This window comes from Prochlorococcus marinus XMU1405 (assembly GCF_017696275.1).
In the GTDB taxonomy this organism is placed as follows: Bacteria; Cyanobacteriota; Cyanobacteriia; order PCC-6307; family Cyanobiaceae; genus Prochlorococcus_A; species Prochlorococcus_A marinus_AB.
In genome coordinates, this window is sequence record NZ_JAAORF010000002.1 from 274959 (window position 1) to 296471 (window position 21513).

The window sequence follows — 21513 nt, forward strand, 5'->3', positions numbered from 1 at the left end:
ATTTATTATTTTCTGTAAATTCTATCAGCTACTTTCAGAATTTGATAATTAAGTTTTACGTTGTGAACTCTCACAATATCAACTTTAAATTGTGAACAAAGACAACTTATTGCAAGTGTTCCAATATCTCTCTCTTTTGGATTTTTCTCATTCAAAATTTCTCCAATAAATCTTTTCCTTGATGCACCAATCAGAATTGGCAAATTCCATTTTTTAAATATATCTAAGTTTCTCAAGATTTCCAAGTTATGAATAATGTTCTTTGAAAATCCTATTCCTGGATCCACTATTAAATTTCTTTCAGATATTTTTTTTTCTAAAGCATTTTTTATTAAATTATCAAGCGAGTATTGAACATCGCTCAATACATTCTCGTAATTAGAGAGATCATTCATATTTTGACTATTTCCACGACTATGAGTGATTACGAATGGACAATTGAATTTTGATACAACATCCAAAATCTTCATATCTCTTCTTCCTCCAGTAACATCATTTATCCAATCGGCTCCATTTAAAAGAGCTTCATAAGCTACCTCAGAATTAAAAGTATCAATAGAGATTAAAACATCTGGATATTCAGATTTTATTAATTTCAGATATGGTATCAATCTTTTTATTTCTATGCTAGAGCCAACTTCTTCTGCACCAGGTCTTGTGCTCTGAGCACCAAGATCAATAACATCCACACCATTATGCAAAAAATGATCAACTTGATCCAAAACTTTTTTTGAAGAGTTTAATTCTCCACCATCACTAAATGAATCAGGAGTTAAATTAAGAACTCCCATAATTGAAGTTTTTTGTCCCCAGCTTTTTGGCCACGGATTTTTCTTATTGGTAATTTGCAATTCTAGCGAAACTATTCGGATCTAATGAAGCCCCTCCAACTAACACTCCATCTATATCACTCATTGACATTATTTCATCAATATTATTAGGTTTAACAGATCCTCCATATTGAATAATTACATCATCAAAACCTATTAATTTCCGAATCAAAGAACATATCTTATTAGCGTCTTTAGCCTCACATGTTTTACCAGTGCCAATAGCCCATATTGGTTCATAGGCAACAATTAAATTAGATGGATCTGTATTTTCTAATCCTTGTTCAACCTGTCTAGTAATAACTCTATCAGCTTCTCCTCTCTCTCTTTGTTCTAATGTTTCTCCAACACAAACTATTGGAGTAAGTCCACTAGATTGAGCAAAAACTGCTCTTTTATTAATTTGTTCATCACTTTCACTAAAATATTTCCTTGGTTCACTGTGTCCAACGATTGCATATGAAACACCATGTTCAAGAAGCATTTTTGGAGATATTTCTGCAGTAAATGCACCTTGATCTTCCCAATGAATATTTTGACTAGAAATATCTAAATAATCAAAATTAGAATGATCAGAAAAGGTTGAAATAGCAGTAAAAGGTGGAGCAATAACAACTTTACGATCGTCTTTTATGTTTTTTATTAAAGGTATAAACTCTTCTAAAAAGGACTTAGCTTCAGCACAAGTCATGTGCATTTTCCAATTTCCGGCAATAACAGATTTTCTCAAAATACTATCTCCAAGAAAATCATATTAATATAATTTGAGTTTAATAGGCTAATTATTCGAAAAATAATTCATTTTTTAGAAATATTACTTTATCTCCCTTGTTTAACTTCCTTCCTCTCCTAGTCTCTATTACTCCATTAACTTTGACAGAACCGGACTTAATAAAAATTTTCGCTTCGCCACCAGATGATACCAAATTTTTCCATTTTAAGAATTGATCCAATTTCATTGTTTTTATAGCCAAAGATATTGATAAAGTAGGATAAACAATTAAATATATAATATCTTGAGACTAATACCACCAGTCAGACCATATTCAAATAGGTTTATTAAGGGTTTTATATGCATGCTTATTTACGTAGCTTGTTGGCCTTTATTAGCTTATTTAGCTGGAAACTTAATCCCTGCAATTGGGTCAGGTGATCTATCAAAAGTTTCTAACATAATATTAAAGTCTTTATTTGTATTTTTAGTTCAGAAAACTGCACAATTTGGACAAGATGTATTTATAGCAAAACCATCTTTAGAAATTAGTGAAGTAATGAGAGGAAATTTATTTAGCAGAATTCAAAAAATAGAGATGAATTCTTTTGAAAAGATTTCGGCCGGGGATATCACATATAGACTTACAGAAGATGCGGACAGGGTAAGCGAAGTTATTTATAAAACAGTTCAGGATACTATTCCATGCACTTTGCAGTTGTTAGCGGTAATAATTTATATGTTTTATTTAGACTGGTCACTAACATTATCAACTTTCGTTTTAGCACCATTAATTATTCTTTCAGTTAATAGTTTTGGAAAAAGAGTTTTAATAGCATCTGAAAAAAGTCAAGAATCAACAAGTAATTTAGCAGGCTTAATAGGTGAATCTATAAATGGAATTTCTACAATAAGAGCTTTTGCTGCAGAAAATTGGATTGAGAATAGATTTGCTAAAAGATTAAGTGCAAATAAAAAAGCAAAATATAAAACATTAAAATTACTTGCATTTCAGCATCCAGTTGTAGGATTTGTTGAAGCATTTGGAATATTGGCAATACTAGGTTTAGGAGCAGCAAGAATTAATCTAGGCCTTCTAACAAGCGAAGAATTTAGTAGTTTCTTTGCTGCAATTTTGATGCTTATTGATCCAATAAGCCATGTAAGTACAAATTTTAATGACTATAAACAGGCAGAAGCATCTATAAAAAGGTTAAAAAACATAAATCTAGAACCATTCGAAAATGATAAAGAAAACTTAAAGAGTATATCTAATATTGAAGGCAAAATTCGTTTCGAGAAAGTTAATTTTGCTTACAAAAAAGATAATCAAGTTCTTAAAAATATCAATTTAGAAATTAAAAAAGGGAAAGTAACAGCTTTCGTTGGAGCTTCTGGGGCGGGTAAAAGTACAATGTTAGCTTTGATATTAAAATTTATAACTCCAAGTGATGGAAACATTTTTATTGATGATAAAAATCTAAAATTATTAAATACAAAAGATATTAGAAAAAACATTGCATTAGTACAACAACAACCTTTTTTGTTTTCAGGAAAAATTATTGATGTTATAAGAATGGGAAGAAGTTTTACCAAAGAAGAAGTTATAGAATCAGCAAGAATAGCAAACGCTCACAACTTTATTCAAAAGCTTCCTGAGAAATATGAAACAAAGATAACTGAAAGAGGATCAAACTTCTCAGGTGGTCAGATTCAAAGGATAGCAATTGCGAGAGCAATACTTGGAAACCCATCAATTCTTCTTTTAGATGAGGCCACAAGTGCGTTAGATGCAGAATCAGAATCCGATGTCCAAAAAGGTCTTAATAGAGCTATGAAAGATAGAACAGTTATTGTAATTGCTCATAGATTAGCCACTACTCAAGAAGCAAATAAAATAGTTGTTTTCGATAAAGGCGAAATTATTGAAATTGGGAAACATATTGACTTAATCAAAAAACCAGGAATTTATAAAGAATTATGTGAAAAACAATTGATTAAAAATTTATAACTCTATTTTATTTATTAAAAGGTAAGTAAATGATCGAAAACACAAATGATTCTTCAAATCCAGTTTTAACCTTTGAAGGCAAAAAATATTTAATAAATGAACTTTCTAATGAAATAAAAGAATCTATAAAAGTTTTACAAATAGCGGAGACGCAATTAAAGATGCATGAAGATACTCTCAAATTAATTTCAATTAGCCGAAAATCAATAGCTAATCAATTAAAAGAAAAACTAAAAAACTTAGAATAAATTTTTAATAATTATGGATTTCTTGTAGAGAGTAAGTGTTAATAATATTACTTTGTAAAGCTTTGATAGCCTTAATGGCTGCCTTTGCTCCAGGAATAGTTGTAAAAGTTGGAATATTATATTCTAAAGCAGCACGTCTTAAGTAAGCATCATCATGTAGAGCCTGTGAGCCAATTGGAGTATTGATGATTAATTGAACAAGTCCTGAACGAATTAGGTCCTCAATATTTGGTCTTCCTTCATGAACTTTCTGCACTTCTTCAACCTGAATTCCTAAACCCAACAAATAAGCAGCTGTACCTTTTGTTGCGATTAATTTAAATCCTAAAATCAAAAGTTCTCTAGCAACTTCCTCGAGATTTTTTTTATCTAAATCATTCGTAGACAAAAAAGCAACGCCTTTTGAAGGAACACCATTTCCAGCAGCTAATTCCGACTTGGCATAAGCAATTCCAAAATCTTTAGCTAAACCCATTACTTCTCCAGTAGATCTCATTTCAGGGCCAAGCAATGTATCAGATCCAGGAAATCTTTTAAAAGGTAAAACGGCCTCTTTTACTGCCTGATATTTAGGAGAAAACTCTTCTGAGAAATTAACATCTTCTAATGTAAAACCTTGCATTAACTGAGTAGCTATTTTTGCAACTGGTTTACCTATAGCTTTTGAGACAAATGGTACTGTCCTAGATGCTCTTGGATTTGCTTCAAGAATAAATAATTTATTTTCTTTATTATTTGTATTTATCACTGCAAATTGCAAATTGATTAAACCAACAACATTTAATCTTTGTGCAATTTGTTTAGTCCAGTTCCTTACATTTTCTATTGTGGATTTTGAAAGAGAAATTGGTGGTAAACAACAAGCTGAATCTCCTGAATGAATTCCTGCAGGTTCAACATGTTCCATTAGACCAGCAATTACAACCGACCCTTCTGAATCGCATAAGGCATCAACATCTATCTCAATTGCATTGTTCAAATATTGATCAAGAAGGATTGGATGATCAGGCGATACCTTAACTGCTTCAGAGATATATCTAGATAATTCATTCTCATCTTTAACAATTTCCATTGCTCTTCCTCCTAAAACATAAGAAGGTCTTACAACTAATGGGAAACCTATATTTTTGGCTACTATTTCTGCTTCATTTTGATTACGGGCAATACCGTTTAAAGGTTGTCTTATACTTAATTCTTCAAGTATTTTTGTAAATTCCTCTCTATCTTCTGCTAAATCGATCGATATTGGAGAAGTCCCAAGAATTTTTGATCCAGTTCTGACTCCATCATTAGATTTAAGCCATTCAAGTAACGGTAATGATAATTTCAGTGGAGTTTGACCTCCAAATTGAACAATCAAACCATAAGGATTTTCAGCTTCTATTATATTGAGCACATCCTCTAATGTTACAGGCTCAAAATATAAAATATCGCTAGTATCATAATCTGTTGAAACAGTTTCAGGGTTACTATTAACCATTATTGTTTTATAACCATTTGTAGAAGCTTGATATGATGCATGACAACAACAGTAATCAAATTCAATTCCCTGACCAATTCTGTTTGGACCTCCTCCTAGAATCATAATTTTTTTTGATTTACTATTTTCTGAAATCTCGCTATCAAAAATTTGAGAACTAGCATTAATGAAGGATTCTTCGTAAGTTGAATAATGATATGGAGTTGAGGATGCAAATTCTGCTGAACAAGTATCAACAGTTTTATAAATTGCAGTTACATTAAGTTTTTTTCTATACTTTCTTACTTCAAAAAACTCGGAATTAGTTAACTTTGCTATCTGTTGATCTGAAAAGCCTAATTGTTTAGCATGTAACATCAAATCTCTATCTAGAGCATAAAGTTCCTTATCTTTCAAAAAATCATTTTCAAAATTAAAGATATTTCGTAATTTTTCGATAAACCATAAATCTATATTTGTAACTTCATGAATATAATTGTTAGTTTTCTCAAGCTGCATAGCTTTTTTTATCAGGAGAATTCTTTCAGGTGTAGGGTTTCTTAAACTATTTTTAATATGAGTTTCGTTTTTAAATTCATCTTGTGAATCACATTCCCATCCAAAAACACCTACTTCTAATGACCTTAATGCTTTCTGAAATGATTCTTCAAAAGAACGACCTATTGCCATTGATTCACCAACAGATTTCATGGAAGTACTTAGAGTATTAGAAGAGCCTTTAAACTTTTCAAAGGCAAATCTTGGAATCTTAGTAACTACGTAATCAATTGATGGTTCAAAACATGCAGGTGTTTTTTTTGTTATGTCATTAATAATCTCATCAAGTGTATAGCCAACAGATAATAAAGCTGCAATTTTAGCTATAGGGAATCCAGTTGCTTTACTTGCTAAAGCAGAGGATCTACTCACACGGGGATTCATTTCTATGACAATTACCTCTCCATTAGATGGATTTATTGCAAATTGAATATTACTTCCTCCTGTTTCTACTCCCACCTCTCTAATGATTTTCAATGACAAATCCCTCAATCTCTGATACTCCTTATCTGTTAAAGTCTGCGCAGGAGCAACAGTAATAGAATCTCCAGTGTGTACACCCATTGGGTCTAAATTTTCAATACTGCAAACTATTACTACATTGTCTGCAGTATCTCTCATTACCTCTAGTTCAAACTCTTTCCATCCAATAAGTGATTTTTCAATCAATATTTGATTACTAGGACTTTCCTCTAAACCTGATTTACACAACTCGATAAATTCTTCAAGGTTAAAAGCAATTCCACCGCCTACACCACCCAATGTAAATGCAGGCCTTATTATAAGAGGATAAGAATTAATTTTTTTGGATACCTCTATAGCTTCATCCAGGTTAGATGCGATACCAGATGGACAAACATTTACATTTATTTTCTCCATCGATTCTTTAAACAATTTTCTATCTTCAGCTTTATTAATAGCTCTTAAATCAGCACCAATTAATTCAATATTATTTTGCTTTAAAAAATCTGACTCTGATAATTTAACCGCAAGATTTAAAGCGGTTTGACCTCCCATAGTGGGCAGGATCGCATCAGGTTTTTCTCTTAAAATGATCTGAGAAACAATTTCAGGAGTCAATGGTTCAATGTATGTTTTGCTTGCGATCTCAGGATCAGTCATTATTGATGCTGGATTTGAATTTATCAAGACAATTTCATATCCAGCATTTCTTAAAGCTTTGCAGGCTTGAGTGCCAGAGTAGTCAAATTCGCATGCTTGTCCTATAACAATCGGTCCCGATCCTAGAATAAGAATTTTTTTAAGATCACCTCTTTGAGGCATAATTTAAAACCTTCATTTAACACATGCTACTTATAAATCATCAGATGTTAATCAAGTTACTTGAAAAGCAACATTTGTTTCTATAGTATTGGAAGAAATTAATTTTTTATGAGCGAACTTCAGCGACTTAAAAATTTGTTGCCTCCAGAGAATGAAAGTTGGGTATTTGTTGAATCTGCTGCGGCTATAGATCCACCTTTAATAACACTTGAGGAAATCGGTCGTGACGAAGTAGAAATTCAAATAGATTTAGATGAATGGGATAACTTTGCTATTGATCACAGAAATCTACTATTTTGGCACGAGGTTGGGAAAATTCAAAATGACTCAATTCCTAGAGATGGATGGGAAATGGCTGCTCTCGCCATTGGTCTTGGAGGTGCTATAGGAGAGTTGTGGGTACAAGATGGTTTACTTTTATTACTTGCTCTTGGTTTATCAAGTTTTGCAGGCTATAGATTATATTTAAAAAATAATTCCGAAAAAAAACTTCAAGATGCTATTTATGCGGATGAAAGAGCTATAGATCTTGCCTGTAGATTTGGATACAGCATTCCAAATGCTTATAAAAGTCTTGGAGGAGCATTAAAGGAGTTAATAGATAAGACACGAAAAAAGAAAAAAAGAAGTTTCTTTGAAGATAGATTAGATGCCTTAAGAAAAAGTGCAGAAAAAGCAAGATCAGAATTATCTCAGCAAGAAGGTTCAGAAAAATCAGTTTCAAGCGAAAATGTTTATGGACAATAAAAGTTTAGTATTAATGGCAGCTAAAGCATGTGATGAAAAAAAAGCGAAAGATATAAAACTTATAAAAATTGATAAAGTATCTTTTATAAGTGAATGGATTTTAATTGCAGAAGGATTATCTGATGTTCAGGTTAGGTCTATAAGTAACTCTGTAGAGGGAGAGTTGAGAGAAAAGGCTAGAATTGAACCTATAAGAAAAGAAGGTGTCAGCGAAGCGAAATGGGCCTTGCTAGATTACGGTGACTTGATCGTTAATATTTTTCAACCAGAAATAAGAAAATATTATGATCTTGAATCATTCTGGAGTAATGGAGATAATCTTACATTTCCATAATTATTCATTCATGAGCGAATCAAAATGTCCTGTTCCTATTGAGCAACAACCAACAAATGAATTTATTGAATTGTCAAGATCAACCATTTTTTCTTGGCCAAAAACAAAAAAATCATTGATTATTGTATTGATAAAATTTTGGGTGGGTGCTTTTGTTCTATTTCTTGTTATCTCTTCTGGAAGTGTATATTTTAAAACATCTCTTTTAAAATATATTCTATTAAGTTTTTTTAGTAGCTTATCAATACCTCTTTTAATTTCTATAAAGTTGTATCTTGGTTGGAAATACGTTTTTAATAGATTGAACTCAGAGAGAGTTGAATACGAAGAATCAGGATGGTATGACGGCCAAGTATGGGTAAAACCATTACTTTTAAAAGAAAAAGAATCGCTAATTGCCTCAATTGAGGTTAAGCCTATTTTAAAAAATTTAATACAAATCTTTTCTATTATCTCAGTCTTAGTCTTATTCGGTATTTTGCTTTTTCAATATAACACTTTCTAAATGAGTTCAAACTTCAAAAACCTTTACACATCAAACAATCCTCCTTTACAAGCAACCTTAATTAGAGGTTCAAACATTGAGTCAATCCATAAAATTCATGCTGTTATCACTGACAAGAAAGGGAGGGTTTTAATGTGTGCAGGAAATCCAGAATATAAAAGTTTCATAAGGTCAGCATTAAAACCATTTCAAGCAATACCATTTGTCAGTAGTGGGGCTTCATCAAAAATCAATAATGGTTCAAAATCAATTGCATTAGCATGCGGTTCACATAGTGGATCAAAACTTCATTCAAGAGAAGCCTTCAAAATTTTATGGGAATACGACATAGATATTAATGATTTAAAATGCCCAACATTAAAGACAAGTCCATTAGAACATAATTGTTCAGGAAAACATGCTGCCTTTCTAGCTACATGCAAAAAGTTGAATTGGCCAATAGATACATACTTAAAAGGTGATCACCCACTTCAAATTGAAATATTTAGAATTGTTTCCGAATTACTTGAAATACCAATATCAGAAATAAACGCAGAACGTGATGATTGCGGCGCTCCAACTCTTTATTTAAAGTTAATAGAAATGTCTAAGTTATATTCACTTTTAAGCAGTTCCGAAAATGCAGAATTAGAGCAAATAAGTAGAGCTATGACGACTAACCCAATTATGGTAAGCGATAATAATAAGTTTGATACCGAAATTATTAAGGCTTCTCATGGGCAAGTTATTGGTAAAGGTGGTGCTGAAGGAATACAGTGTCTATGCAAGATAAATGAAGGGATAGGACTTGCTTTAAAAGTAGAAGATGGTTCAAAAAGGGCTAAGCATGCTGTTAGTCTTCACTTACTAAAGCAATTAGATTGGATATCTGACCTAAGAATTCAAGACATTGAAGAAAAAGTTTTTAATTTTTCTGAAGGAGTGAGGATTGAAGTAGAAGGTCAATTAAAATTCCAAGAATCCTAAAGAAATAGAAAAAATCCCCCTTTCAGATGTATGCTATGTATATGACGCGGGGTAGAGCAGTCTGGTAGCTCGTCGGGCTCATAACCCGAAGGTCGGAAGTTCAAATCTCCCCCCCGCCACTTTTAGAAGCAGCTCCATAGCTGCTTTTTTTATTGTTTGCAGTAGGTTACTACAATTATAAAAATATTACATATCTTAAGGTTTTTATATAGTATTAAAAAGAGATAATTAGAAATTATTTGAGATCCTTTTGAATATTGAATTTCAAGTCAACTCTAACTATTAAACCAATAATGATAAAAAATATTCCAATGTATGAGTTCAAAGATAGATCCAAAATATTAAATTAATTTCTAACTAAATTTTAGCTTACAAATCATATCTATTGAATACGCCAATAAAAAAAGAATTTAATAAATCCGAATTTTAAAAATTTTTATTTTTAAAAAGTAATTTAATAAAGTAGAGTTACAAATATCTAGAAAGATTATATGCAGAATTTGCTACAGCGTGATTTAGGTTCAAGCTTGTTATCAATAGCTATTATATTAGGTTGGTTAGGTCTGTTTTTTGTATTTTTGAGAGTATTAACAATTTCAATAAAGAGAATCCTTGAAGCTGTTTTCAAAAAATCGTAATTATTGAAATAAATCAATAATCCTGAATTAAGCGCATAATTCCTTTATCACTAAGTATAATAACCTAAAAAATGTCAATTTTAGATAAGGTTAAGATAGGAAATTCTGTTAAAGTTAACCTAGAACTATCTAAGGATAGACTTACCAAAGAAACTATTGATGCGATAAGCGTTTCTTCATTGGGTAAGATAAGTGATTTCAGAATAACTGATGGCAAGGGTATTGGAGTTGTCTTGCAATTATCTAATGGTAAAGAGCAATGGTTTTTTGAGGATGAAATTGATCTGCTCGACGAAAATGGTAATGTAATTAAAAAAAATAATGATAAAAAAGAGAATATTAATTTTATATTTTATTTTTTAAGAGGATTAAATTATGAAAATAAAAATAAGGCAAGCGAGTTACTAAATCCAATTAACTTTTTTATCTGGCTGATTGTATCATTAAAAGATATTTTTTAATTGGATAAAAAATTTTCTAAAATAAAAAATATTCAAAAATTTATTTAAATATAAAATTTCAATAATTTAAAATTTTTAAATGGTACAAAATATTATCGATGTAAAAAATTTATCTAAGTCATTTGATATCTCCTCCAAAGAACCAGGTTTAAAAGGAACAATTAAACATTTTTTTAGAAGACAAACAAAAAGTTTAAAAGTTATAAAAGATATAAGTTTTGAAATTAAAGAGGGAGAAATAGTAGGTTTTCTAGGAGCTAATGGAGCTGGGAAAACAACAATATTAAAAATGCTTTGTGGCTTAATTTATCCAAGTGAAGGTTCGATATTAGTTTCAGGCTCCTTACCTTTCAGGAGAAAAGAAAATTTCCTAAAAAATATAACCTTAATAATGGGACAAAAGCAACAACTTATTTGGGATCTTCCGCCAATTGAATCATTCTATTTAAATGCATCAATATATGACTTAGATAAGTTCGAAGCTAAAAAGAGAATAAAAAAACTATCGGAAATGCTTGAAATTGATGAAGAGCTATTCATACCTGTTAGAAAACTTTCACTAGGTCAGCGTATGAAATCAGAATTACTAGCAGCTTTGATACATGAACCAAATATTCTATTTTTAGACGAACCTACACTTGGATTAGACATTAATGCACAGAGAAATTTAAGAAAATTCCTTCAAAAATATAATAAGGAAACTAATGCAACGATATGCCTAACCAGTCATTACATGAAAGATATTACATCGCTATGCAAGAGAGTTATATGTGTGCACGAAGGGGCAATATCATATGATGGAAAACTTGACCTATTATTAAAAAAACTTTCTCCTGTCAAAGAAATATTAATAGTTTGTCGCTCAGAAGAGGATGCAATTAAATTAGAAAATTCTGGTTTTACTGTTAAAAATAAAATAAAGAATGAAATCACTATAAAAATTGAAAACAACTCTATTACCTCTTCACTAAAAACTATCCTAAATAATTTTGATATTGAAGACCTTTTTATAAATGAACCCCCTATAGATGAAGTTATTGGGAAGGTATTAATCAAAAAAGATTATGATATCTAAATTGATTAACCGTAAATTATTAACCTTATTAAAAGTCCAATATTCAAACATGTTGGAATATAGGGTAGAAATTGCATTATGGGCAATTTCAGGGATTATCCCTTTTTTCATGTTAAACATTTGGACAAACAATAATCTTAATGAATCCATAAACATTAGTGATGTTATGCTTTCTAGGTATTTCTTAAGTGCTTTTTTTGTAAGACAATTTTCTGTAGTTTGGGTTGTATTTAGTTTTGAAGAGGATTCTCTAATGGGGAAGGTATCTCCATATTTAATCCAACCCTTAAATCCATTTTTCAGATATTTTGCACAACATCTTGCTGAACAAATAACAAGATTTCCTTTCGCACTAATAATCGCATTTTTCTTTTTTATTTTTAATCCAGAAAGTATATGGATACCAAATTTAGGTATTTTACTATTATCGATAGTATCTACTTTCTTATCCTTCTTGATTCAATTTTTAATTCAGTCAATAGTTGCATGTCTATGTTTCTGGACAGAGAAAGCATCATCGATAGAAAGATTGTTATTTATTCCAACTTTATTTCTCTCAGGTCTTTTAGCCCCAATAGTCTCATTCCCCGCATATGTTAAATCATGGATTTATTTGACTCCTTTTCCATATCTAATTGATTTCCCTGCGAACTTACTGTCAGGTAATGAAACAAATATTAGTGGAGGCTTAAGTATGCAAATTCTATGGATTTTTTTACTTTTCCCATTATTTAAGAAAATCTGGTCTGAAGGAACGAAAAAATATACAGCAATGGGGTCATGAATTTAAACAAATATTTAAAAGTTTATAAAAAATTCTTACATACTTCTTTGGCTTCTGAATTGGAGTATAAGACAAATATATTAGTTGATTTAATTACTGCAATTTTAAGTTTAGTAGGAAGTATTTTTCTATTATCTATTTTCTTTCAAAATAATGGCTATATTGGAGGGTGGAAATTTGAACAGGCACTAATAATCCAAGCTATTTATACAATTTTGAATGGAATAACAAATACATGGTTCAATCCTAATCTTACAGAAATAGTTAAACATATAAGAGAAGGAACATTAGACTTCGTACTTTTAAAACCTATTGATAGTCAATTTTTTATTTCATTAAAAAAAATAAATCCATCTGGATTTTTAGAAATTATGCTTGGATTTTTCTTGTTGCTCTTCTGCATAAGATTAAATCAAATAAATTTAACTTTAAGTTTTCTAAGCCTATCCTTGATTACGATAAGCTGCTCGATTAGTATTCTATATAGCCTGTGGTTTTTTATATCTACTACTACTATTTGGTTTGTTAAGACTTGGAATGCAATAGAAGTATTGAGATCATTTCTTTATATTGGAAGATTTCCTCTAAATTCATTTTCATTTTCTCTAAGAGTTTTTTTTAGTATTTTCATTCCTATTGCTTTTATAACTACAATTCCTTCTGAAGTTTTTCTAGGACTTTCTCAATTGTGGAAAATATTGCTTGAAGTTATTGTTGCTTCAGTATTCCTTATAACTTCAAGAAAGTTCTGGTTATTCGCATTAAAGTTCTATTCATCAGCATCTAGCTAACTATTATTTAATAACCTCCCTGCAAAATTCCCAAATTTGTTGTTTACTTTTCAGATTAGATAGCCTAGACAAGTTCTTAAAATGAGGTTTAGATTTTTCAACAGATAAAAGCCTACAGTTGTATTCGATTTTATGATTTCTAGATATGATTCCTAATTTATGTGCTAAATCACCAAGGATTATTATTAAAGTGATTAAAAAAACTAAACCGAAAAATTGTGAAATTGATTTTGAATAATTTTCATTTTTAGTTCTTAATTCAAACTTCATTACTTAACTATATGCTGAGGGCATTTGATTGCAGCAATAGCGACAGCCGTAACTTTAAAATTTTCTGACTTCTCAATAACCTTTTTAACCTCCAATGGTCCAAATTTATTGCTTGCATCACTATAGGAAAGAAGTAAAGATTTATAGTTATCATGACCTAAATTTCTATACTCACAAAAATTATCCCCAACATAATTTAAAAGAGTTAGTAAAGTTAATTCAATCATTAAAGCTTTTAACTAGCAAAGTTCTTACGAATGATACTGTGCAGGACATTTTTAACAAGTAAATTACCCAAAAACATTTGAAATTATAAAATAGGATTTTTGCTCATAAACTTAAAAATTACAAAATTTTTTTTAGAATTTTAAATTTTCATATAAGAAAATCATTAAAGCACTATCTGTAGTGTATTGAAAAGATTAAGTTTGCGCTACAGGTAGGGGGTTGCATTTTTCGAGAAATTGGTTTAAAAATAAGATTCCCCATCACCCGGCCCCACATATGTGAGGCCTTTTTTTTGGTTTTTAAATAAAGTCTAAAAGTATTATTAAATAAAATGAGTAATTCATTAACCTCTTTGATGACGAATAAAGATAATAAATAATTTTTTTTTATTTTTAATCCTGCTTTAGAATTTTTACCAAAATGTATTACTAACCTCCAATAATTTTATAAAAAGCTTTTTATAGATTTAATCAATAAGCTAATACCAACCAAAATACAAACTGTTATAAAAGTTTTCTTAATAAGTATATTTCCATTTAATTTTGAGAGGTGAGCTCCGAAGAATCCTCCTGTAAAGGAACCAATTATTAAAACTATCAATAAATTTAATGGAACCGATCCTATTCTTGACAGATATACTGCTCCGACAAAATTCCAAAAAATCCCAACAGTAAAAAATGTCATACTTATGGCTCGAAGAAAATCCATTTCAAAAGTTTTTATTAATAGTATTGTTACAAGCAACCCAGTTCCTGAAGAGATAGAGCCATTTAATATACCTATAAGAAAAATAAAAATTAAAAATCTAATTTTATGAACAAAATTAAGCTGTTTATCACCAGATGACAACCCTAAATCTGGTTTAAGGAATGAGTAAACAGCTAATAATATGGATATTATTCCTAAAATTAAGTACAAATACTTTTCTGATATATATTCAACTACAGAAGCCCCAATAATTACTCCTGGTAATCCAAAAATTAAAATTTGCCAAGCAATACTTATATCATTACCTAAAGACTTGTAATTTCTTAAGGAACCCCCTATTCCTAGTGCTACTGTTGCTAATTTATGACTAGCCAGAGCCTGATAATAAGGAACTCCAGATAAAATTAATGCAGGCAATTGCAATAATCCTGCTCCTCCTCCAGAAATCGCTGAGAACGTATTAGAAAAAAATGATATCAAAAAGATATAAATACTTTTAAATAAAGAATGATCAAAATTTCCAAATAATATTGTTAATAAATAAAGCATTAACTATAAATTGCCCTTTGTATTAATAAATAAAAATTCTTCTTTTCGTAAGAAACATTTGTTTTAAGAAGTCTTATCTTATCTTTTTCAATCATACTTTAAAAAAAACTGTTATTATTTAGAAAAAATTATCAAGAATTTTATGCATAAACAAGATGCAATTTATCTTGATCAGTTTTGTCCAAAGATAAGTAATAAAAGTTGGAGAGAGTCACTTAATAAAGTTACTAATTTTAAATGTATTTATTGCGGTAAACCATCAGAATCACTTGATCACCTACATCCATTGTCAAAAGGCGGTATAAGCAGTACAAGTAATTGCGTCCCATGTTGTTTGTCATGTAATGGTAAGAAATCTGATTCGGAAGTTCTTAGTTGGTACAGGAAACAAAATTTTTATGATCCTCGAAGGGCTATGGCGATACGAGCATGGTTTAATGATGATTTAAAACTAGCTTCAGTTCTTTTGAACTACTTAAATAAAAAATGAAATAAAAAATTTATTTAGCTTCTAAATTATTTAATGTATGGTTGAATAGATTCCTTATATTATAGTGAGTAATGATTTTCTACTTAGATTATTCTTTTTCGGTCTGAATTTATTTTATTCCTAAAAATCGTGATATTAGAGTAATCATCTCTCCACATTATTGGCGAATCTATAACCTTTCTCTCGGGAGACTTTACTGAAAAAATCAAACCAAATACAAAAAGAATAGTAACCAAAATTATAGTCAATACTAATTTGTCTGAAATATTATTCATTAACCTAGTCTATCTTGAAAAATTTTTGTCAGGAGTTGTTTTTTCGTAAATTTCTAAAAAATATGATTTAAAATAATCAACTCCCTCCTTTCCAATTAATCCAAATGACCATCCACAATCATTTATTACTTGCGATGAAATTTGATAAGCCAAGTCACTTTTCTCAATCCATTTTTTCTGTGGATTGTAAGAGAAAGATATAATATTTTCAGTTTTTACAATAGCTGATTTCATTGCTTCATCTTTAGAAAAACCATTTTGAATAGCATTGCAATATTTCTTAGAGAAATTATTAGAGATCCTATTTTGTAGCAAACTTACACTAGGATCAGAGGTGTCAAAAGATAAGCCTATTGCAGGTTTTAATTGGAAAATTATAAATAAAAGTAAGCCAAAAAAGAATTTATGCAACGGCTATTAATCAATACTTTATAAATAATATATTAATATTTTAAATTTGTCTTTTCAATTAAATCTGATAATTATTAAAAGCAAATTAAATTTCAATTTATTAAAAATTAAAAGTATTGCGATAAGTTCAGTAATAATAGTCAGAGGTTTATTTGACTACTTATATGTACGAATCATTGATGACATTGCTATTTTTTCCTGATTGGACAAACGGACTACCCTCAGATTTCTTAATTCTTCATTTTTTTGTAGGAGCTGTTATTTTCCCATTCAACATGATTCATGCTAAAGCAAGAAAAATTGACAGTCAAAACCCACAGGAAGCAGCAAGTGGGTATAAAAATTCAGACAATTCTACATTTTTTGGATACGAAGAAATCAATTAGATTTCCATAAAATTTCTTTGAGTAATAAGTATGTTGATGATAATATTCCTAAATACATCTTTAGATCTCAAAATTTTTAGTCCAAGTGAACCTATAGGAATATTGATTATTTTCTTAGGATTAATATTTTCTGGTATGATTTTTTATATTATTTATGCAGTAAGTACAAATAAAGAATCACTGGAAGATAAAAAAATAAGATCTAAAAAGGAATACCTTCAAAAAGAGAAAATAGGAAAATTATTTCCTAAGAAAAAATGAATTTAATTGTTTTAATACTATAAAGATATTTATTTATATTATTTATGATCAAATCAGTAGGATCCAAAAACATAAGTTTTAGCTCTCTTAAATCAAACATATCCTAAAACTTTATATTAACAACTAAATTTTTATTACGAGGAGTTTATATTGTTAATTGAACAGCAAAATTATTTTCATATCAAGCAAAAAATGTTAAAAATGGAAAAAAAGATTTGAAATCTTGGAGAATTCACCTCAATATCTATTTCTTGCTAGTGGAGTCAATAATGGAGAAGGGTTTTGGCTTGTAGGAATAAAAAATTGCGATGAAAATATTCTTGAGGATAAAAATCTTTTAGATTGCCATAGAAAAGAATTAATGGGTAATGAATCTGCAAAAGATATTCTTTTGGCTATTAATTTAAACATAAATAATTTATTAAATGAACTAAGAAACAAGAATTATTTAATTGAAAGACCTTCAGTGGGGATTTCATTTGATATCCCTTTAGAAATATTGGAAAATATTTTTGATTTTTGGTTAGATATTTATAAAAATCAAGAAGCCTGGGAAGCTTGTCTAGGTCTTCTTAAAGTTAGGAAAAGAATTCCCCTAACAAACCTAATTGAATACAAGAGTTTAAAGGGTAACTCTAAAAAATGGGCTTTAAAAATTGAAACGTTACATACTTATGTTCCTTCTTCTCCTAGAATTGAAAAATCAAATGATCCAATGTGGGAATAATTTTATCTTTAAATACTCAAAATATTTACTTCATTGGATATTTAAGTAAAAATAAAATTACTAATAATTTAAAAATGAATAAACCATATTCTTTTAGTATCGATCAAATGAACGGGATAGTCGAGGATACATACGCCAAGATAATAAATGAATGTGAAAATTTAAAAAAAAATACTAATTGTCCAAATGAGCAAGTAGTAGCACTTTTAAGTGTAATTGCTTCAAATTACGCTACTACAAAAGTAAAAAACGAAAATTAAGATGGTAAGTTATTTTACTTGGAGCGAATTTGATAAGAGCGTAGAACAAATAGCTAATAAATGTAGGTTTAAGGAATTTTCTGGAATATATGGAGTTCCTCGTGGCGGATTATGTCTTGCTGTAGCACTAAGCCATAAATTAAAAATTGAATTAATTTCAGAACCAATAAAGAATTCACTAATAGTAGATGATGTTTATGAAACAGGCATAACTTTGACGAACTTCAAGAATATTGAAGGAGCAATGTTTTTTGTATTATTTAGTAAGATCAAACCTATATGGTGGAATACAGTGCATATATCAAAAAAAAGCCAATGGATTGTTTTCCCTTGGGAAAATACTTTAAATACAAAAAGTGACCGCGAAGAGTACATCAAAAAAAGAGGTTTAAGTTGAGAAAAAAATTATATTTGGCTAATCCATATGGATTTTCAAAACAAACTAAAACCCTCTTAAATGAATTTATTGAAATCTTCAATGATTTAAATGTAGAAGTATTTGAACCTTTTGAGAGAGCAAAACCATTAATGCAACAAGAAAGTGAGTGGGCATATCAGGTTGCAAGAAGTAATTTCCATGATTTAAAAGAATGTGATTGTATTTTTGCGATTGTTAATGGAAATCCACCAGATGAAGGGGTAATGATTGAATTAGGTATAGCAATTGCTTTAAAAAAGGAAATCTTTTTATTCAGGGATGATTTTAGAAATTGTGCTGATAGCAATCAATACCCATTAAACCTAATGTTATTTCTTGGACTGCCTAAAGATAATTGGGAAAAATATTATTTTGAATCATTACAAGATATAAAAAGTAATAAAAAAAGATTTGTGGAGTGGGCTGAAAATTAGAAAATAAACAATCATCCCACAAGTAGAACTTTAAATTTTAAATGTATCTGTTAAAGTGCTAGAATAATATTTATTTATAAAATTTTGACACAAGTTACAGTAGGAGAGAATGAGGGAATTGAATCTGCCCTTAGAAGATTTAAGAGACAAGTTTCTAAGTCTGGAATCTTTGCAGATTTAAAAAGACTTAGACATCATGAAACCCCTATTGAAAAATACAAAAGAAAGTTGCAACAGAGAAGAAAAGCAAGAAGAAGATAATCTGATACAACTTATAAAGTATTTGCAAATCATTAATATTATTAATTTTAAGAGAGATTTTAAATAAAAAATTTAACTATTTTAGCTTTTTTAGCTTCTTAACAAGATTTATTCCTACTCCTGACACAGCAAGAAGATCTTTTTCATCAGCAGCAATAACTGCCTTAGTTGTTTTAAATCCAGCCTCATACAAAGCTTTTGCGGATTTCGCTCCAACACCTGGAAGTGAGGTTAAAGTTTCAATATTTTTCTTAGAATTAACGACTTTAGCTTTGGTTTTGGTTTTTGTTTTGGTTTTTGAAGTTTTTGCAGACTTAGCTGCTTTTTTTTCTTTCTTTAAAGGAGTTTCAGTGGTTACTGCACTTTTAAATAGAATTGATTTTAGTTTGCTTAGAAATTTAGAAATCATTGCAATATATAAGTAATAAAATTAGCTCTTCAATTTAATATAATATCAAATTCCAGGGGAATTAATAATAAAAAATAGCTAATTGAATAGAAATAATTTATTTACAATCATATAAAGACACAGATTTAATATTTATGCAAGCTTACAAGCCATTGCAAGGTGTTTAAAATTAGTCTAATAACTATAAAAAAGAAAAAATGTACTCCCAAAAAATAAAAGTATTTATTATTAGTAAAGTTAAAATCTTAATAAAGAGCAGATAATAAAATGAAGCTTATCTTCATAAGTGGACCCTCTGGAAGTGGTAAAACAACTTTATCTAATCAAATACTAAAAAAAAACAAACAAGGTATTGTTTTAAGTACCGACAACTACTATAAGACTGGGTTAAAAAGTAAATTACTATCAAAATTTGTAGAAGGTTATTTTGATAGGAGTATTAGTTTTAATAACAAACTGTTGAAGAAAGATTTTGATTTTATTTATAAGAATCGAATTTCAATTCGTGATCGTTATTATGATTTTGAAAAGAAAACAATTCAAATTTTTTTAAACGAAAAAAAAAATATTAGTTTTTTAATTGTTGAAGGTATTTTTGCCAGAGAATTCTCAAGCACTTTAAATATTCAAGATTATTATTTTTTAGAAATAAAAACTAAAAAAAATGAGTGCATGAAAAGAGTTGTCAAAAGGGATATAAAAGATAGGGGGAAGGATAAAAAACAAGCTGAAAGTGATTTCTTAAAATCCTGGGACATTTATTACGAAAAAGGGAAACCTAATAGCACAAAAAATAATACAAATAGATTCATTATTGAGAAAAGTTCTGATTTAGATAAGATTATGAAAAAATTATTTAATTAAATCATTAATTTTTTTTTCTAATATCAAAGCACTTAATATTGAGCCTTCAATTCTGCTAAATCCATCTCCTTCAAACCAGTCTCCGCAAAATCCAATTCTATATTTTCTACTAACTTGCAAAGATAATGGAACAGCAATGCCAGAAGGTTGAGAAGCTCTCCATTTCATAATAGAAATTTTTTCATCAAAAGTTAATTTATTTACTATAGAATTATCTTCAAAGAGTTTATTGAAATTTTCAATTATTTTTTTTTTAAAAACCTCTTCATCCTTTGCATTTAAATAAGAATTAACGAACTCTTTATTTTTTGAATGTATTACAATACCTAAATTATTATTAACTTGCCGCTGAAAAATAATTCTTTCAAATCTAAATTTTTTTTCTAAATTTTTTTTTAAATAAAAATACCTTTGTTTTTTAGAATAAAAATCTTTATAACTATAATTTTCATTTGTATAAATTAAAAAAGTTAACCTAGGTATAAATGTTTGTTCTTCTAAGAAATTTAATAGTAAATCTATTTTTTTATCATAATTTAAAGGAATAGCTTTTCTTAATGGAATTTGATTTATGTTTAATATTTTCAATGACCTTTTATGCAACAACAAATTAGTTGAACAAATAAGATATTTAGATGTAAATTTATCTCCATTTTTTGATGTAAGTAACCATTCATTATTATTAAACTTCAAATCAACTATTAAAGTTTCAAAATAAAAATCAATTTTACCCTTTAAATTATTAGATTCAATTATCTTTTGCGATAATTGACTCATAGAACCTAAAGATAGATAATTAATACCGCAAGAAAATTCTGATTTTTCATTTTTTTCTAAAATAGAATCTTCATTTAGAAAAAATGTATCAGAGTCATCAATTTTAATAAATTTATTTTCCAATAATTCATCAATATAACTTTTTAATAGAAGATTATTTTTACTGTTGGATATATTAAAATTTGGAGCACCATGGTTTAATTTCCATCCTTTAAATCTTTTGCTTATTCTTGTACTTGATCTACCTCCAAGTCCGCGACCAATTTCAACTAATGCAATCTTTTTTGTAATATTATTTTTCAGATAATTCGAAGCGAAGACACACGCAGATATTCCTCCACCTATTATTACTAAGTCATATGTAAAATCACTTTTCATAATT

The 21513-nt window shown here is 29.1% G+C and carries 29 protein-coding genes and 1 tRNA gene; 20 read left to right on the forward strand and 10 right to left on the reverse strand.

Features of this window, described 5'->3' with window-relative positions; all coding sequences use genetic code 11:
- Positions 1-5 precede the first annotated feature (5 nt).
- The 3 genes from folP to HA148_RS05025 are packed head-to-tail and all read right to left on the reverse strand — an operon-like array spanning position 6 to position 1789.
- Complete coding sequence (gene folP, locus HA148_RS05015) at positions 6-851, reverse strand: dihydropteroate synthase (protein ID WP_209130751.1); 846 nt, start codon at positions 849-851, stop codon at positions 6-8.
- Positions 835-1560, reverse strand: a complete 726-nt coding sequence (gene tpiA / locus HA148_RS05020; RefSeq protein ID WP_209130753.1) for a triose-phosphate isomerase — start codon at positions 1558-1560, stop codon at positions 835-837. The genes folP and tpiA overlap by 17 nt, the downstream gene beginning before the upstream one ends.
- A 52-nt stretch (positions 1561-1612) precedes the next feature.
- Positions 1613-1789 carry an RNA-binding S4 domain-containing protein gene (locus HA148_RS05025; RefSeq protein WP_209130755.1) on the reverse strand — a complete coding sequence of 59 codons (177 nt, stop codon included), beginning with the start codon at positions 1787-1789 and terminating at the stop codon, positions 1613-1615.
- A 117-nt stretch (positions 1790-1906) separates the two neighbouring features.
- On the opposite strand from HA148_RS05025, the gene HA148_RS05030 reads away from it, so the two are divergent.
- Both HA148_RS05030 and HA148_RS05035 read left to right on the forward strand, forming a co-directional pair.
- Complete coding sequence (locus HA148_RS05030; RefSeq protein WP_245152029.1) at positions 1907-3553, forward strand: ABC transporter ATP-binding protein; 1647 nt, start codon at positions 1907-1909, stop codon at positions 3551-3553.
- Between the two features lie 29 nt (positions 3554-3582).
- Positions 3583-3801 carry a DUF6447 family protein gene (locus tag HA148_RS05035; RefSeq protein ID WP_209130759.1) on the forward strand — a complete coding sequence of 73 codons (219 nt, stop codon included), beginning with the start codon at positions 3583-3585 and terminating at the stop codon, positions 3799-3801.
- Between the two features lie 4 nt (positions 3802-3805).
- Here HA148_RS05035 and carB read toward each other — a convergent pair whose 3' ends face one another.
- Positions 3806-7102, reverse strand: a complete 3297-nt coding sequence (gene carB, locus HA148_RS05040) for a carbamoyl-phosphate synthase large subunit (RefSeq protein WP_209130761.1) — start codon at positions 7100-7102, stop codon at positions 3806-3808.
- 108 nt (positions 7103-7210) lie between these two features.
- Here carB and HA148_RS05045 point away from each other — a divergent pair, with 108 nt between their 5' ends.
- The 9 genes from HA148_RS05045 (at position 7211) to HA148_RS05085 (ending at position 13403) form a co-directional block, all read left to right on the forward strand.
- Entirely contained in the window at positions 7211-7849 is a 639-nt protein-coding gene (locus tag HA148_RS05045) for a DUF3318 domain-containing protein (RefSeq protein WP_209130763.1), read from the forward strand.
- Complete coding sequence (rsfS, locus tag HA148_RS05050; RefSeq protein WP_209130765.1) at positions 7839-8183, forward strand: ribosome silencing factor; 345 nt, start codon at positions 7839-7841, stop codon at positions 8181-8183. The genes HA148_RS05045 and rsfS overlap by 11 nt, the downstream gene beginning before the upstream one ends.
- Before the next feature lie 10 nt (positions 8184-8193).
- Positions 8194-8688 (forward strand): CGLD27 family protein, encoded by a 495-nt coding sequence (locus HA148_RS05055; protein WP_209130768.1) that lies wholly within the window; start codon positions 8194-8196, stop codon positions 8686-8688.
- A complete protein-coding gene (locus HA148_RS05060) occupies positions 8689-9654 on the forward strand; it encodes an asparaginase (protein WP_209130770.1) in 966 nt (321 codons plus the stop codon).
- 45 nt (positions 9655-9699) lie between these two features.
- Positions 9700-9773: transfer RNA gene (locus tag HA148_RS05065), tRNA-Met, on the forward strand.
- A gap of 590 nt (positions 9774-10363) precedes the next feature.
- Complete coding sequence (gene petP, locus HA148_RS05070; protein ID WP_209130772.1) at positions 10364-10753, forward strand: cytochrome b6-f complex subunit PetP; 390 nt, start codon at positions 10364-10366, stop codon at positions 10751-10753.
- Between the two features lie 79 nt (positions 10754-10832).
- On the forward strand, positions 10833-11828 hold the full coding sequence (locus tag HA148_RS05075; protein ID WP_209130774.1) for an ABC transporter ATP-binding protein: 996 nt from the start codon (positions 10833-10835) through the stop codon (positions 11826-11828).
- Positions 11818-12612 (forward strand): ABC transporter permease, encoded by a 795-nt coding sequence (locus HA148_RS05080; protein WP_209130776.1) that lies wholly within the window; start codon positions 11818-11820, stop codon positions 12610-12612. The genes HA148_RS05075 and HA148_RS05080 overlap by 11 nt, the downstream gene beginning before the upstream one ends.
- Entirely contained in the window at positions 12609-13403 is a 795-nt protein-coding gene (locus tag HA148_RS05085) for an ABC transporter permease (RefSeq protein ID WP_209130778.1), read from the forward strand. The genes HA148_RS05080 and HA148_RS05085 overlap by 4 nt, the downstream gene beginning before the upstream one ends.
- A gap of 3 nt (positions 13404-13406) precedes the next feature.
- Here HA148_RS05085 and HA148_RS05090 read toward each other — a convergent pair whose 3' ends face one another.
- The 3 genes from HA148_RS05090 to HA148_RS05100 form a co-directional block, all read right to left on the reverse strand.
- Positions 13407-13673: a hypothetical protein gene (locus HA148_RS05090; protein ID WP_209130780.1), complete on the reverse strand. Its 267-nt coding sequence runs from the start codon at positions 13671-13673 to the stop codon at positions 13407-13409.
- On the reverse strand, positions 13673-13900 hold the full coding sequence (locus tag HA148_RS05095; RefSeq protein ID WP_011863020.1) for a hypothetical protein: 228 nt from the start codon (positions 13898-13900) through the stop codon (positions 13673-13675). The genes HA148_RS05090 and HA148_RS05095 overlap by 1 nt, the downstream gene beginning before the upstream one ends.
- 445 nt (positions 13901-14345) lie before the next feature.
- Positions 14346-15158, reverse strand: coding sequence for a sulfite exporter TauE/SafE family protein (locus HA148_RS05100; RefSeq protein WP_209130782.1), 813 nt, complete (start codon positions 15156-15158; stop codon positions 14346-14348).
- 142 nt (positions 15159-15300) lie between these two features.
- Between HA148_RS05100 and HA148_RS05105 the strand changes: the two genes are divergently transcribed.
- On the forward strand, positions 15301-15648 hold the full coding sequence (locus HA148_RS05105; RefSeq protein WP_209130784.1) for an HNH endonuclease: 348 nt from the start codon (positions 15301-15303) through the stop codon (positions 15646-15648).
- A gap of 284 nt (positions 15649-15932) precedes the next feature.
- Here the strand turns inward: HA148_RS05105 and HA148_RS05110 are convergent, their stop codons facing one another.
- Complete coding sequence (locus HA148_RS05110; RefSeq protein ID WP_209130786.1) at positions 15933-16334, reverse strand: hypothetical protein; 402 nt, start codon at positions 16332-16334, stop codon at positions 15933-15935.
- Between the two features lie 179 nt (positions 16335-16513).
- Between HA148_RS05110 and HA148_RS05115 the strand changes: the two genes are divergently transcribed.
- From HA148_RS05115 to rpsU, 7 genes are all read left to right on the forward strand, one after another.
- Positions 16514-16720 (forward strand): hypothetical protein, encoded by a 207-nt coding sequence (locus HA148_RS05115; RefSeq protein WP_245152019.1) that lies wholly within the window; start codon positions 16514-16516, stop codon positions 16718-16720.
- Positions 16721-16756: 36 nt separating this feature from the next.
- The gene (locus tag HA148_RS05120) at positions 16757-16981 is read left to right on the forward strand and encodes a hypothetical protein (protein ID WP_209130791.1); all 225 of its coding nucleotides are present in this window, start codon (positions 16757-16759) and stop codon (positions 16979-16981) included.
- Between the two features lie 223 nt (positions 16982-17204).
- Entirely contained in the window at positions 17205-17708 is a 504-nt protein-coding gene (locus HA148_RS05125) for a josephin (protein WP_209130793.1), read from the forward strand.
- Positions 17709-17782: 74 nt separating this feature from the next.
- Entirely contained in the window at positions 17783-17968 is a 186-nt protein-coding gene (locus tag HA148_RS05130; protein ID WP_209130795.1) for a hypothetical protein, read from the forward strand.
- 1 nt (position 17969) lies between these two features.
- Positions 17970-18365 carry a phosphoribosyltransferase gene (locus tag HA148_RS05135; RefSeq protein WP_209130797.1) on the forward strand — a complete coding sequence of 132 codons (396 nt, stop codon included), beginning with the start codon at positions 17970-17972 and terminating at the stop codon, positions 18363-18365.
- Positions 18362-18820, forward strand: coding sequence for a nucleoside 2-deoxyribosyltransferase (locus HA148_RS05140; RefSeq protein ID WP_209130799.1), 459 nt, complete (start codon positions 18362-18364; stop codon positions 18818-18820). The genes HA148_RS05135 and HA148_RS05140 overlap by 4 nt, the downstream gene beginning before the upstream one ends.
- 84 nt (positions 18821-18904) lie before the next feature.
- Positions 18905-19081, forward strand: a complete 177-nt coding sequence (rpsU, locus tag HA148_RS05145; RefSeq protein ID WP_002806486.1) for a 30S ribosomal protein S21 — start codon at positions 18905-18907, stop codon at positions 19079-19081.
- Between the two features lie 76 nt (positions 19082-19157).
- On the opposite strand, the gene HA148_RS05150 is transcribed toward rpsU, so the two are convergent.
- On the reverse strand, positions 19158-19490 hold the full coding sequence (locus HA148_RS05150) for a helix-hairpin-helix domain-containing protein (RefSeq protein ID WP_209130801.1): 333 nt from the start codon (positions 19488-19490) through the stop codon (positions 19158-19160).
- Between the two features lie 267 nt (positions 19491-19757).
- Between HA148_RS05150 and HA148_RS05155 the strand changes: the two genes are divergently transcribed.
- Positions 19758-20354, forward strand: coding sequence for a uridine kinase family protein (locus HA148_RS05155; RefSeq protein WP_209130804.1), 597 nt, complete (start codon positions 19758-19760; stop codon positions 20352-20354).
- Here HA148_RS05155 and HA148_RS05160 read toward each other — a convergent pair.
- The gene (locus HA148_RS05160; protein WP_209130806.1) at positions 20343-21509 is read right to left on the reverse strand and encodes an NAD(P)-binding protein; all 1167 of its coding nucleotides are present in this window, start codon (positions 21507-21509) and stop codon (positions 20343-20345) included. The genes HA148_RS05155 and HA148_RS05160 overlap by 12 nt on opposite strands.
- Positions 21510-21513 lie beyond the last annotated feature (4 nt).